Below are 11777 nucleotides of genomic sequence, written 5' to 3' on the forward strand. Positions count from 1 at the left end.
CATATGACTACTCCTAGCGTTACCACTAGGACTGCCAGTCAGTAGCCCGTCATCGCAAGACGGCTTTCACCGTGGGCTTACAATACAAATAGCTGCGAGGGATGTATGCCGATACGATGCACAATGGCCGAGACGCTTGCGCCGGGCTCCATTGCCTGAGCCACAGCCCGCGCTTTAAAATCATCAGACCAGTGGCGCCGAAATTGGCGTGGGGGCCCTCAAGTCGTTCGTGAGCGTCCGGTAAGCGGTTTTTGCTGATCGAGCAAATCAGGCCATGTTCTGGCATTAGAACCGTATCCATCCGAGCAGGACCGCGGGATTTTGGGTGCCGCGCGTGGTAATGTCGGTTCATGGAGATCGATGAGGACAAGATCGACGATGCCGTTTTGGCGCTGTTATGGCTTACGCTGCATAACGAGCGTTGGGCCTGGAAGGGTTTCGACTGGGCAACGACGGATCGGCTTCACAAGAAGGGCTTGATCGGCGACCCGGTCAACAAGTCGAAGTCATTGTTCCTGACCGATGAAGGCTTGGAGCGTTCGGAAGCGTTGTTCCGGGAGCTGTTTACGCGGCGGCCGCAATAGCCGTCCCTTTGTGTGACTTCCATTGCCAAGGCAGCAGTTCGTGCAGGCGGGAGACAGGAAGATCGGCGATGCGGGCGAACACATCGGCGAGCCACGCCTTTGGGTCGACGTCGTTGAGACGGCAGGTCGTGATAACGGAGAGCATGATGGCGGCACGATCGGCCCCACGCTGGGAGCCGGCGAAGGTCCAGTTTCGACGCCCGAGTGCAATTCCTCGACTACGCGGAAAGGGGTTCGCCGGACGCTCACAGTCGTTCCGGAACAGCCTCGATCATATGGAAGTTTCTAGTTCCAGAGCTAGGCGCAGACATAGAAGCTCACAGTTTGTGAATCGTCTGTCCGCAATACAGCGGCCAACGCTACCGACGCCAGATGGGGTCAGCTTGTCGCTTACGTTTCAGCGGGGGCTCTGGAGTGATCGACATGGCTTTACTGAGCGTAATCCGACGCTGGCATTTTCGAGAGCATCTACCGATCCGGGAGATATGCCGCAGGACGGGCCTATCCCGGAATACCATCCGCAAATACCTGCGTACCTGCGACGTGAGTACGCCCCCGTGCGGAGCCGCAAGCGACGGGAATCCACAAATCTGGACTTCGCTTCCTTAACTTTTGATCCCGCTGCTCTGCCAAAGCCTGGGTGCATTTGAAAACGTTGAGGAATTCATTTTAGTGCTTGCCACACGACAATGGATTGCTATGACCTAAGTGGCTGCTGCCTCCTATAAAGAAGAAAACACAAGATGGATGACTATGCTCGATGGCTAGCACGGCTGATGGTAGAATGAACTTCAGTATCATCTCCCTATTTACCATTTCCTTGTGGGCTTCTGCCCGCGCCTTGGGACTAGAAGCGCAACTAGCTTTGGCTCTTGTAGTTGTCGCATTTTTTCTTTCGGGGCGGATTACAGGCATAATTTCCGGCGTCAACGAACCGTTTTTAGAATTTATTGCAGGATTTTCGATCCTATCTTATTTAATATTGATCACTCAATATTTTAGCTTAATTTTACAATGTGCTATAATTTCATTTATTTTTTTTATTTTGATTTGTGTGTATCTGCGGCGCAGCGACACCAGAAGATTGAAAAAGGACCTAGTTTTAGGAATATTCGTCGCGTTATTTACCTTCGTTTGGTCTTACGACTTAGTCACCCGACTGCAGGAATTCGAAGCAACTGGCAGGCTCCAGTTCTGGTCAGACATTCTCCTGCATGCTGGGACGATCGCGCAATTCAGCTCTTCTAACTCCCTACATCGTGGAATGACATCCATGGCCGATGTCCAACTCCCGCTCTACCACGTTGCCAGTTATATGCCGACAGCATTCGTTGCTCGATTATCTGGGATATCGGCTCTAAATGCCGCAGTCTTGGTATGGATACCTTTAGGCACTCTCACTATGGCGGCTGGTATCGTTGCGCTAGGTATAGCACTTGGAGGGAGAGGAATTGCCCTAGTTGCGCTGACAGCGATAGCGCTCGTCCCAAGCCCAGATCGAATTATACTTCGCAACGGTCTTCTGAGCTTCCCTTGGCTCCTGGATACAGCTCCGGGAACGGCATATAGCTTGGGCGTGGCCTGCGGTTCGATCGCCATGCTTACTTACTGGATGAAAACGAAAAGTCGCGCTGCACTCGTCGTTGGCTCGTTCCTATGCGCCGCTTGCCTCTTAGTTCGAGCAAATACATTTGCGTGGTTGGCGCCCTGCCTGATCCTCAGTGTAGTTGTGGGAACGACAAAGCTTTCAAGGAGCCAAAAAATACTGGGTGTTATCTGCGGATTGGCCCTGCTTTGCGTTTTTTTGATCGCTGTCTCCTGGTCCGAAATCCGCACAAATACGGCAAATTTCCTCTTCTCGTACGTGGAAACGGTACATCTAGGCCAGCCACCGACAAACTACCAGGCGCTCTACCCCCGCCTTACCCAAACGTTAGGACGTGAGGGCGCGGCCTTGATCGGTATAGGACTGGTACTTACGGGAATATTGGGCCCCTGGCTTGCAATCTTTTTCGGAGCTGCAGCAGTGTGCGGCGCTCAAAAAAAGCTGGTTGAGTTCGACGCGATACCGTTTTTGCTGTTGGCGGTAGCCTCGATTATGATGATTCTGGCACCAATAACGGCTAATGGGGACATTACCGAATTTCGACATCGCGCGGGCCCACTTCTTGTGGTTGTCACATGCATCTGGTCGGTCAGATTTATCGCCATAGCGGCTGCGGCGCTTCTTCCCGGCGCGACCGCATCGGTCTCATGGAAACTCCTAGTGCTCGCCGCAACGATCTCGCTTGCATTGATGGCGGACGATATTTCTGAGGTGCGACGTCCACAAATGGATTGGGCAAAGAATTTTTATGATGTCCAATTCCCTCCCCCGCTTTTTGCAGTCGCCTCGGAGCTCAAGAAAAATGTCGAACACACTCCCAGGTTCGTTGTTGCCGGTCAGTCTGAGGCGTCCCGCGACATTGACGATGCATCTGCATTGGTGGCTCTAAGCGGTATCCCCGCTTACATTTCCCGGCCACGCCTCTTCGAACTGCGCAGCGATAATGTCGGCAACGAAGCAAGACGGAGGATGGAAGTCGTTAAACGGCTTGACGCTGCTCCAACGGTTTCGGCGCTCAAGCAACTAATGGCGTCTGAACATATTACTCACTACCTAGTGACGGACACTACGCAGGTTGCCTTTGATCGTGAACGCGCTGGCGCAGCGTGGAAGAGCGGTCAGTTTGCCGTATACACAGACCGATAGGGTACTGAGCTGACTAGAATGCTTCTTTCCAAATTTGAGCTTGATCATTTTCTTAACCTCTGCATCGAGGATCTTCTAACGTTCTATCGCGCTTTCCAGCGAAGTCACGACCAACTGCTGTTGCTGCTCTGTTAGGCCAGCCCAGAGAGGCAACCGAACTAAGCGGCTGGATGCCGCATCAGTCACTTCCATGCTACCGCAAACTCGTCCGTAACGCCGGCCCGCTGGCGCCGAATGCAACGGAACATAGTGGAATACTGCTCCGATGTTGCGTTGCCTTAGTTGATGCAGGACTACGTCGCGCTCAACTTCCGGATCCAGAAGAACATAGTACATATGGGCGTTGTGACTGCAGTTGTGCGGCACAAAGGGACGTCGCAGAGCACCCCTGAATTCCTGTGGGGCTAGCGCTTCATGGTACCAATTCCAACTGGCCAAGCGCCGATTCGTGATCCTCGTTGCTTCCTCTAGTTGCGCCCAAAGGAATGCCGCGATGATCTCTCCGGGAAGGAATGATGACCCCGCTTCCTGCCATGTGTACTTGTCGACCTGACCTCTAAAGAACCGACTACGATCAGTACCCTTTTCTCTGATTATCTCTGCACGCTGAACAAAAATGGGGTCATTGACCAGAAGCGCGCCGCCCTCCCCCGAAATAACGTTCTTCGTCTCGTGAAAGCTGTAGGCGCCAAGATCACCAATACTTCCCAGCGGGCGGCCTTTGTACGTAGCCAGCACGCCTTGAGCCGCATCTTCGATGACTTTCAACCCGTAACGTCGTGCGACTTCCATGATGGCATCCATCTCACACCCGACACCGGCGTAGTGAACGACAGCGATTGCCTTTGTTCGCGGTGTGATCGCGGCTTCGATCAGGGTCTCGTCGATGTTCAACGTGTCTTCGCGGATGTCGACGAACACCGGGACGCCACCACGCAGAACGAACGCATTGGCCGTCGACACGAAAGTATAGGAGGGCATGATGATTTCGTCGCCGGGGGAGATGTTCAGCAACAAGGCCGCCATCTCCAGGGCTGCGGTGCACGAGTGTGTCAACAGTGCCTTGGCAGTACCGGTTTGAGTCTCAAGCCACTCGTGGCATCGCTTCGTAAAAGGGCCGTCACCCGCAAGGGCGCCGTTGAAATGAGATTCGGCTATGTAGTACAGCTCCTTACCGGTCATGTGAGGCCAGTTGAAGGGAATTTTCTGATCACTCATATCATTTCATCTCGATTGCGTGCGCGCCCCGGAGAATGCCATCGATATACGGCCTTACATCTTGAGGCAATGTCCGACATCCGCCTTCATGACCGGCGGCGACGTATTCATATACCGGCAGTATTTCGGGCCGCTCCCAAGCGATGACTTACCGCGAGAGGGCAATATGTCGCCCGCAAAAAGAGGATAGGCTAGGAGGCCTCTGGTTTGCGAGCCACGACCAGTCGTGAGCCGCCCACAGGCGAGCTGATACCGGCTTTGATGAGGAAAATCTCGCAAGACAGCAGAAACTTAAAGATCATATTTACGACGGTCGGCAATTGCAGTTCGGCGCGCACATCGATTTCCCCTACCGGCTTGTCGCGCCGGACTAATCGCGACAGCGCCATTGCCGGCAGGAGCAGCGTCACGAAGGACGTGTTTCTAAGGATCTCAAAACCGGCTGCTTCCACCTTTCGGCGAAGTTCCGCTTCCGTGTAGCGCCTGAAGTGGCGCGAGTATTCGTCGAGGGTGCTCCAGAGCCAAGGATGCTGGGGCACCGTGATCATGAGCAGGCCGCCTTCTTTCAGCGCGGCATGCAGCTGCGATAGTACTAACTCATCCTCTTCGATGTGCTCCAGCACATCGAAGGCGCCAACGACTTCGAATTCCTCAATGAATGGTATGTTTCGAGCATCCATTTGCATCAGGGATGCCGTCGGCAAGCGTTCGCGGGCGAAGCTCAGGCCAGCGGTAAAGATTTCGCTGCCCGCAATGCGAGCATGCGGATTGAGACGGGCTATGCCTGTGAGAACAAAACCGGTGCCGCAGCCAACCTCCAGAAAGGATCTGAAATTCGGGCGGAAGCGCTTCAGCACCCACTGCAACAACTTGTTGCGGGACTGAAACCAAAAATTGTTCGCTTCCAGCCCAGCAAGGTCATCGAAATACCCGGGTTCGAATCCACCTCCGGCTCGGGCCAACTCGGGCGCATATGCCGGCAATCCATCGATCCTTGCGGGAGTCCACCCGCAAGCCGGACATATCTCACTGTTTTCGGAGGAGAAAAAGACGGTATTGCAGTGAAGACAGCGGATCATCCTACGCTTCCATTGACATTGCCGGCACGCGGAAACACGAAAAGCTTGAATGTGGCAAATAGAAAAAGAGCAACAACAATAATGGATACTGCCTGAACAAAGGCGTGATTGTAGCCCATGCAATCAACGAAAACGGCCAGGATCGCGTAATTCACGAGATAGCCTATCGCATAGGCCAGCAAGAACCGCATAGTTGTGGCAAACATTCCATCATTGCTACCAAAGACCCACTGTCGGTTACCAACGAAGCTGATGCAGACGCCAACGCAGTAGAGCACGGTCATCGCCAGCTTCGCGCCGACGCCGAGATAGGTGATACCGAGGTAAAGCGCATACCCCGAAACATTTGTGAGAGCGCCCAATGTACCGTAGCGCACAAACTGAATCAGCGATTGCCAATTGGCCATCGATTTCAACTGGTGAACTCTAGTCGTAAACTGCAAGGCCAAACCCGGTCTTTCCAAAGCGATTCCCATTGTACATCAGGTACCAACTGTCTCTGTGAGCGAATACGAACGGATACTCGATCATTTCGCTGTCCCAGCCGGAAGGTGATACATCAATGCCGGCCTCCCGCAACTTCAACTCCCATGCCTCGCCATCATCACTGGCTGCGTAGCCGATACGGTAGTTTTCGCCCAGCCCGCTGCGATATGAAAACCACATGTGATAGGATCCGAAGCGGCGTACGACTGTCGGTCGTGAGAAAGCCTGCGCCACCCCGATCTGATATGGCACCGCGTCGCCTCGCCGCTGCCAGGTGTGTCCATCTTCCGATATCGCCGACTTGATCACGTGCAGCATTTCGCCGTTGCCGGCATCCCAGCTAAGGGTTGAGCCGTACCACATCTGAAAGGCGCCGTCTTCGCGCTGTTCGACCCACGGATAGGAGAGGCTGATTGGATCCTCGGTGTTTGCTCCGATGAACGGTTCATGCCGGTCCAATTCAAGTTCCAGCGAGGGCGTCACGCGCAAGCGCCCGATATCGCCGCGCCAATGTCCATCGCGAGGATTTTGCCATCCCATGAAAAGCATGTAGCGGTGACCGTCGGCGGTATAGCAGTTGCCGATACTGATCCCGGCTTCATAGAAACTACCCGCAGGGCCATGCTCGATGAACGGCGCCACATGCTCCCTAACAACGACCTTCTCTACGATGTCAATATCGACCGCCCCGACGGAAGACCGATTATGGGCGTCGCGCCCGCTGAAAAACACCCGATAGACGTCTTTTTCGAGGTGAACCGGCAGGGGATTCGCCGCGTGGGTCCGAAGTTTCGGGTGCGTTCCAGAGGGGATATAAAGTTGGCCAAGCTTATGCCAACGTTTCATGGCGGTCATATCCGCCGCAATTTGGTGCTGGGCACTTTCGAACGCTCCGTCGCCTGCGCGACGTAAACGCCTTCAGGCTCGGCATCGGCGAGTAGCAGCGCGCCAGCTCCAATCACACACCGGTCTCCGATCTTGATGTGATCCCGCAAAGTGACGTTCACGCCGATGAAACATTGTTCACCGATCTCGACGCCGCCTGAGACGACCACGTGCGAGGCGATGAATGTATGGTCTCCGATCGTCGAGTGGTGGCCGATGTGGTTGCCGCTCCATAAGGTGACATTGTCGCCGATGACGGAAAATGGCTGGATCGTGTTGTCTTCGAAAATGAAGCAGTTTTCGCCGATGCGGCCATTGTTGAGGACGCTCGCGCGTGAACTGATATAGCTCGCAATTGGGTATCCCAGCGCCTTGGCGGCCTCGTACTTGCTGCGTCGCAACGTATTTAGTTTGGTGTAGCTCAGGGCGACAAACATCGAATGCTCGGAAGGTGGATAGGTTTCGGCTACCGTTTCGAACGGTTCGACAGGCAGAGAGCAAAACTCCGTCTCGCCCAGATAAGCGCTGTCGACGGTGAACGCGACGATTTGGTAGTCGGAATCGTTGGAAAAGTAGGCGTGGGCGATTTGGGCGATATCTCCGGTTCCAAATATGATCAGCCTTTTCCTCATGATTTCCTCACCAGTATCGTGAACTCGTAAAGCCCGTAGTCGTGCAGCAGCGCCACGTCGCGGGAATAGTTTCGCTTGCAGTGATCGAACATTGCGCCCGGATTCGCATAGTACAGGTAGTCGCGCATCCTATCCGCATCAGAATAGGATGTCAGGCAGTTAAAGGCAAAGCCACGGCGGCTGGTCTTGTCGAGCATATCCAGAGTCTTGAGAATATGGGCATGCCAGACTTCGTCCCCGCCGTCGAGTCGCACGTTGAAGATCCCGCTTGCTATGCCATAGTCGGCGATACTGTCAGGCTCGCCCGCGACGACGAACCGTCCGTTATCAATACCGGCGAACCGTTGCCGAGCGGCGGCGATCATATCGGCCGAAAGATCGATACCGGTATAGCGGACGTGTTCGCAGTTATTGCGGATGTAATCGAAATAGCTGCCGTAGCCGCACCCCAGATCGTTGACAGAGAAGTCGGCGGTGCCAACGATGACCTTGCTTAGCTGCGCAAATCTCTGAAACTGACTTTCTTCACCGTTCCAGTCAACGCCGCGCGGTGATTGCCCATGTTCAGCGAGCTTGCTGGAGTAATATTGCGCGACGGCCTCCAGCACGTCCTGCTTGCCCGCATCTGCCAAAATTTCATCCTTTCCTGACACCGCGCTCAACGCGGAAGTGGCCTTGCCTCAAAATAGAGAACGAGCGACCTGTCGGTTGGTCCCAGCACCTTCTGTAGGAGGTGCAGTGGATACATGGTGTACTGATTGAGAATTAACGAGAAAATCGACGGGAAAGTAGTCTTAAATTTGACGTTTCGCCGACCGGATTCTTTGGTCTGCTCCAGTTTCGATAGGCTGACTTTTGCCCCTTCCTGCTTCGTCACGAGGTAGTTGGAGACCGGCAGCAACAGGTTGGAAACGGGGAATGTTAGGCCTTTGAGGTGCTGTAGCGACCAGCCGCACGCCCGTGCGAGAGCTTCGATCCGATCCGGTGTATATCGGCGGAAATGGCCTGCAATCTCGTCCTCAATCCCCCAATAACGAGGGCCGGCCGGAACGATCCCGATAAGGGTTCCGTGCTTGTGCTCCAGATTCGCGCGCGATTTCTGCATGAAGAGCGCTTCGTCCTCGTCGCTCAAATGCTCCATGACCATCGATGATATGACGATATCGACGTCTGCTGTCTCCGATCGCACATAGTTGGAATTGCTCAGCACCAGGCGGCCCTCAACAATTTCGTCCGCAAAACGCTCTTTCAGCCTTGCCGTTGTATCCGCGTCGAACTCGTAGACCGATCCGATCCATCCCCGGGAAAGCAAAAGACTCGTAATTTCACCGTTCCCCGCGCCGATCTCAATGAAGCGCCCGGGCTGCAACCTTTCCAGGCGCTCCGAAAGATACATCAGCTGGAGGATCGTACCGGGCGGAAGCGCCTTCATTTTTCGACATGCTCCAGAACAAGGTCCACCTCATAAAGGGGACGCTCTTTCACCTGATCGAATATTTTACCAACATAGAGTCCCAGAACGCCAAGAGAAATCAGAATTGCTCCGGTGCACGTCAGCATTGCTACGAATAGACTCGTCCAACCCGGGGAAGATCCGTATAAAAAATAGCTAATGATAAAGTATAGGCACGAAATGAGCCCAATAAGAGAAAATGCCAACCCGGTTGTTACGATCCACTTCAGTAGATCGGTAGACTGAAAGAAAATTCCATCCATGGCATGCCGTATGAGTTTTGATAAAGAATAGGAACTCTTTCCTGCGAAACGTTGGTTATGATCGTATTCGATAGTACCGGCATTGAAACCGAGCCAACCAAGGATGAACAGATAGTGCCGCTCCCTCTCGCTGAAGCGCAGAAACGCGTTGATCACCTTGCGTGACAGGATCGAAAACGTGCCGAATGAACTATCGAATGAACCTTTCTGCAAACGTTCCATTAGCAAAAAATAGGCTTTGGCGCCAATGAGACGGCCGGCAGAATGGCTGCGGCTCACTCGTTTGGCGAGCACGAAATCGTAACCTTCCTTTATCTTGGCGTATAGATCGGGGATCCGCTCAGGCGGATCTTGCAGGTCGCAGTCCATGACAACCGCATATTCTCCCCTCGCTGCGGCAAGGCCCGCAGATATCGCAATGTGCTGTCCGAAATTCCGGCTTAGGCGAATGCCCGTTACCTCCGGGAAATACTCGTGTACTGCGACAATTTTTGCCCAGGACTGGTCAGGGCTGCGGTCGTCCACCAAAAGGATTTCAAAGGAGACGTGAAGATCCATCAGAGCAAGCCGCACCCGGGCACAAAGCTCTTCAATGCAACCGTCGCACCCATACACTGGAACGACAACGCTGATAACAACGCTTCCGTCTGGATCGATCTCGGACTTCATCCCGCAATTCCGAGTTTCGCCGCGCGTGCAGCGCGCCATTCACGGTCGTTCAACGGGACTTCAGAGGTGAAGCCCAGTAGCCTCAAGGCGCCTTCGGAAAGCGTGGACCGTTCACTTGCCAACGCCTTGGCGAAATCATACTGCTGCTTCAGTATCGGAACCGTGTACATCTGATTGATGGCGCGGCGAATATTGGGCGAGGAATTTGCCCCCGCGCGATGAAAGACCATTGAGTCAAATAGAATCACAGAACCTGCTCGTGCCTCGCCATGCACGCGGTTGGCCGCTACATATTGCTCAGATGGCAGATACTCGATTTTGTGGGAGAACGGCAGGAACTGAGTTCCGCCGGTTTCCGCGGAAAAGTCGTCGATTGCGAATAGTGCGTTCACCGAAAGCGGTCGCGAGATGACGAAGTTCTGATAAGGCAGATCTCGGTGCCAGGAACTTTGGTGGTGCTCGATGTTCGGCCGATTAATGATTGCGTTCTGAAGATTAAGAATGAACCACTCGCCAAGAAGAGCCTTGACGATTTCCATAATCTTGGGGTGTTCCGCGAGACCGAGAAAGTCACGATCATACAAGAGTGGCGCGCGGCAAAGGTCCAGTTCCTTGATCGCAACTAGACGATCTCTGCCGAACTCCTGCTCCTGCTTGGCATAAGTGAGATCGATCCTCTTTCGCCAATCGGACAGCTCGTCGGACGAGAGCACCCCAGGCAAGACAGTGTAGCCGCGGTTCCTGATCGCCTCGACATGAGTCTCGTGGTCGCTGGCAGCTGCGGATCTCGCGACTACGCCATACGATTTTTCCTGCATTGTCAGTTGCCCTTTGGTCGCGTTGTTACATACCGCATGAATGCCGGGCTGTCCTTGCCGCAATTGAACAACAAGTCCAGAACGGTTACCCCATGCACGAATTCACCCCAAAGCTGGGGATATTCTGGATATCCCTGGTAGTCAAACCAACTGAGCTTTAGACCACGGTCGCTAAAGGCTCTCTCCTCAATGTAATCCTTGGCGGCTGGGCCGGAGATGTATTCCGTACCCCCCGCCTGGAGGCAAAGATCGGCCAGCCGTTCGGATTTGCCATCAACGAGAAGGTAGTCCCAGGAATTAGTTATCGGTGTCGTGATGCCAAGATAGCGACAGACGCTTTCGAGGAGTTCGCGATTGACTGCCGATAGGTTTCGGTGATTTTCACGTTGGTAAATGGGTTCCAGAAAGGTGGCAATATCGTCAAAGAAGGGCGCCTTCTTGTAATTCAGAACAATGGACTTCCAATGTGCGGCGGCCCAATCTCTACCGTCTATCTCCGTTTCCCGGATCGTCTGGTGGTACTTTCCTTTTACTTTTACGGGTACCGTCAGCCAGACGACGCCTTGCGGTGTCTTGATCTGATTGCGATTGCGCCAATCGCGTCGTGTATATTGCATATCGTCATAGAGGATGAATTCGTCCACAGCCGCGATCAAATCAAAATAGCCCTTCCAAGGGATATAGTTAGACTGCAGAATAGCGACTTTTTTCATTTCTGTTCGTCCTCAATTTTCCGGGCAACGGTTATCGTAGATGCCTATTAGAAGGCAAGCCTCCTCCATCTGACACGAGGCCCATAAATCGGGGGCAACGTACATTGGCCGATGATTCAGTGAGCTACTGGGGATTTCTGCCTACCTTGTTGCTCCTGAGCTCGATACTGCGCTTGTCGTTCGGGCACGTACCAGGTTTGATGCGAAGTGCCGGACGATGGCCAG

General features: G+C 53.8%; 12 protein-coding genes and 2 pseudogenes. 2 read left to right on the plus strand and 12 right to left on the minus strand.

The features are described from left to right. Positions 1-77: 77 nt before the first annotated feature. Positions 78-188: pseudogene (locus BS629_RS39710) on the minus strand (transposase); the annotation flags it as partial. A 162-nt stretch (positions 189-350) separates the two neighbouring features. On the opposite strand from BS629_RS39710, the gene BS629_RS13045 reads away from it, so the two are divergent. Beyond that, positions 351-584, plus strand: a complete 234-nt coding sequence (locus tag BS629_RS13045; protein WP_018244908.1) for a DUF6429 family protein — start codon at positions 351-353, stop codon at positions 582-584. Here BS629_RS13045 and BS629_RS13050 read toward each other — a convergent pair. Further along, positions 565-801, minus strand: a pseudogene (locus BS629_RS13050) (transposase domain-containing protein); the annotation flags it as partial. The gene BS629_RS13045 and the pseudogene BS629_RS13050 sit on opposite strands and share 20 nt — an antisense overlap. A 567-nt stretch (positions 802-1368) precedes the next feature. Between BS629_RS13050 and BS629_RS13060 the strand changes: the two are divergent. Further along, complete coding sequence (locus BS629_RS13060) at positions 1369-3336, plus strand: hypothetical protein (RefSeq protein WP_245268245.1); 1968 nt, start codon at positions 1369-1371, stop codon at positions 3334-3336. Between the two features lie 75 nt (positions 3337-3411). On the opposite strand, the gene rffA is transcribed toward BS629_RS13060, so the two are convergent. The 10 genes from rffA to BS629_RS13110 form a co-directional block, all read right to left on the minus strand. Further along, positions 3412-4554, minus strand: a complete 1143-nt coding sequence (rffA, locus tag BS629_RS13065; protein WP_018244905.1) for a dTDP-4-amino-4,6-dideoxygalactose transaminase — start codon at positions 4552-4554, stop codon at positions 3412-3414. A 191-nt stretch (positions 4555-4745) separates the two neighbouring features. Continuing rightward, a complete protein-coding gene (locus BS629_RS13070) occupies positions 4746-5537 on the minus strand; it encodes a class I SAM-dependent methyltransferase (RefSeq protein ID WP_018244904.1) in 792 nt (263 codons plus the stop codon). Positions 5538-5629: 92 nt separating this feature from the next. Next, positions 5630-6040: a GtrA family protein gene (locus BS629_RS13075; RefSeq protein ID WP_018244903.1), complete on the minus strand. Its 411-nt coding sequence runs from the start codon at positions 6038-6040 to the stop codon at positions 5630-5632. A 19-nt stretch (positions 6041-6059) separates the two neighbouring features. After that, complete coding sequence (locus tag BS629_RS13080; RefSeq protein WP_245268244.1) at positions 6060-6965, minus strand: glycoside hydrolase family protein; 906 nt, start codon at positions 6963-6965, stop codon at positions 6060-6062. Positions 6966-6970: 5 nt separating this feature from the next. Then, positions 6971-7636, minus strand: coding sequence for an acetyltransferase (locus BS629_RS13085; RefSeq protein ID WP_018244901.1), 666 nt, complete (start codon positions 7634-7636; stop codon positions 6971-6973). Then, the gene (locus BS629_RS13090; protein WP_018244900.1) at positions 7633-8268 is read right to left on the minus strand and encodes a class I SAM-dependent methyltransferase; all 636 of its coding nucleotides are present in this window, start codon (positions 8266-8268) and stop codon (positions 7633-7635) included. The genes BS629_RS13085 and BS629_RS13090 overlap by 4 nt, the downstream gene beginning before the upstream one ends. Positions 8269-8294: 26 nt before the next feature. Then, a complete protein-coding gene (locus BS629_RS13095; RefSeq protein WP_018244899.1) occupies positions 8295-9068 on the minus strand; it encodes a class I SAM-dependent methyltransferase in 774 nt (257 codons plus the stop codon). After that, complete coding sequence (locus BS629_RS13100; RefSeq protein ID WP_018244898.1) at positions 9065-10021, minus strand: glycosyltransferase family 2 protein; 957 nt, start codon at positions 10019-10021, stop codon at positions 9065-9067. Before BS629_RS13100 ends, BS629_RS13095 begins: the two co-directional genes overlap by 4 nt. Continuing rightward, positions 10018-10839, minus strand: coding sequence for a phytanoyl-CoA dioxygenase family protein (locus BS629_RS13105; RefSeq protein ID WP_018244897.1), 822 nt, complete (start codon positions 10837-10839; stop codon positions 10018-10020). Before BS629_RS13105 ends, BS629_RS13100 begins: the two co-directional genes overlap by 4 nt. A gap of 2 nt (positions 10840-10841) precedes the next feature. After that, positions 10842-11552 carry a WbqC family protein gene (locus BS629_RS13110; protein ID WP_018244896.1) on the minus strand — a complete coding sequence of 237 codons (711 nt, stop codon included), beginning with the start codon at positions 11550-11552 and terminating at the stop codon, positions 10842-10844. Positions 11553-11777: the final 225 nt, after the last annotated feature.

It is taken from the genome of Rhizobium leguminosarum bv. viciae USDA 2370, assembly GCF_002008365.1.
In the GTDB taxonomy this organism is placed as follows: domain Bacteria; phylum Pseudomonadota; class Alphaproteobacteria; order Rhizobiales; family Rhizobiaceae; genus Rhizobium; species Rhizobium leguminosarum.

What these genes read in the sequence shown, in the direction of transcription:
- BS629_RS13060 (WP_245268245.1), top strand. Translation starts at nt 1,369, where the DNA reads ATGAACTTCAGTATCATCTCCCTATTTACCATTTCCTTGTGGGCTTCT.
- BS629_RS13075 (WP_018244903.1), bottom strand. Translation starts at nt 6,040, where the DNA reads ATGGCCAATTGGCAATCGCTGATTCAGTTTGTGCGCTACGGTACATTG.
- BS629_RS13085 (WP_018244901.1), bottom strand. Translation starts at nt 7,636, where the DNA reads ATGAGGAAAAGGCTGATCATATTTGGAACCGGAGATATCGCCCAAATC.
- BS629_RS13080 (WP_245268244.1), bottom strand. Translation starts at nt 6,965, where the DNA reads ATGAAACGTTGGCATAAGCTTGGCCAACTTTATATCCCCTCTGGAACG.
- BS629_RS13095 (WP_018244899.1), bottom strand. Translation starts at nt 9,068, where the DNA reads ATGAAGGCGCTTCCGCCCGGTACGATCCTCCAGCTGATGTATCTTTCG.
- BS629_RS13100 (WP_018244898.1), bottom strand. Translation starts at nt 10,021, where the DNA reads ATGAAGTCCGAGATCGATCCAGACGGAAGCGTTGTTATCAGCGTTGTC.
- rffA (WP_018244905.1), bottom strand. Translation starts at nt 4,554, where the DNA reads ATGAGTGATCAGAAAATTCCCTTCAACTGGCCTCACATGACCGGTAAG.
- BS629_RS13105 (WP_018244897.1), bottom strand. Translation starts at nt 10,839, where the DNA reads ATGCAGGAAAAATCGTATGGCGTAGTCGCGAGATCCGCAGCTGCCAGC.
- BS629_RS13110 (WP_018244896.1), bottom strand. Translation starts at nt 11,552, where the DNA reads ATGAAAAAAGTCGCTATTCTGCAGTCTAACTATATCCCTTGGAAGGGC.
- BS629_RS13045 (WP_018244908.1), top strand. Translation starts at nt 351, where the DNA reads ATGGAGATCGATGAGGACAAGATCGACGATGCCGTTTTGGCGCTGTTA.